At 48.5% G+C, this 848-nt stretch carries 1 protein-coding gene; it reads left to right on the forward strand.

Annotated elements, in window-relative coordinates:
- Positions 1-582: DUF58 domain-containing protein (locus B9T16_RS28990; RefSeq protein ID WP_410246425.1), on the forward strand; the 582-nt coding region annotated here is incomplete at its 5' end.
- Positions 583-848: the final 266 nt, after the last annotated feature.

Genomic DNA, 848 nt, shown 5'->3' on the forward strand with positions numbered 1-848 from the left:
CGCCTTGATCAAGCCACAGAAGGCATTACTCGCACTTTACGCCCTTATCGTATCGGCGACCCTACTAGACTGATTCATTGGCGTTCTAGTGCTCGCTATGGGGATCTACGAGTCCGAGAATTGGAGGTCGCTATTGGGGGTCAGGAAGTAGTTATTTGTCTTGATAGTGCATTTTCTTGGGACCATGCCGATTTTGAAACCGCCGTTTCTGTGGCTGCTTCTCTTTATTTCTACGCTCGTCGCGCTCAACTTAATGTACGGCTATGGACTGCCTCCGACGGACTGGTGGAAGGCAATTGGGGCGTTCTCTCCGTTTTGGCTGGGGTTATGGCGGGTCAATCTAATAGCACCATTGACCGCCCTGATGTTCCACTGATTTGGATTACTCAAAATTCTGACAGTATCATGAGCCTTTCCCCTCAGAGTCGTTGGCTACTTTGGCCACTGCCTGCCCCACAAAATCATGGCGCGCGCTCCGGGTTGGGGATGCAATATGGCTCCGATGCGATCGCTCCCTGTCCCGGTGTAAGGATTAATCCCGCTGAACCTCTGGTTCCACAATTGCAGGCCAAAAATAATTGACTTTGACAAGCCGCCCGGCGGGTTTAGTAAGTTAGCCGATGGGAATCATCCCTGAATGCAGAACCATCCCCTAAATGGGCATTAAAGCGCGGTATTCTCAAAACTAATGTGCGAGACGTTTAGGAATCAAATAAGGCTGAAATGCCTGAAATAACTTCCTAGTGTGACTTTCACCCCTTGGTGAAATATAAGGAACTCATACCCTGACCATCCCACAACTGTTTATATTTCCCAAAGTTTGGTATAGAAATATACAAAAAACGGCA

The sequence above is a fragment of the Arthrospira sp. PCC 8006 genome (assembly GCF_046480465.1).
GTDB classification, from domain to species: Bacteria; Cyanobacteriota; Cyanobacteriia; order Cyanobacteriales; family Microcoleaceae; genus Limnospira; species Limnospira platensis.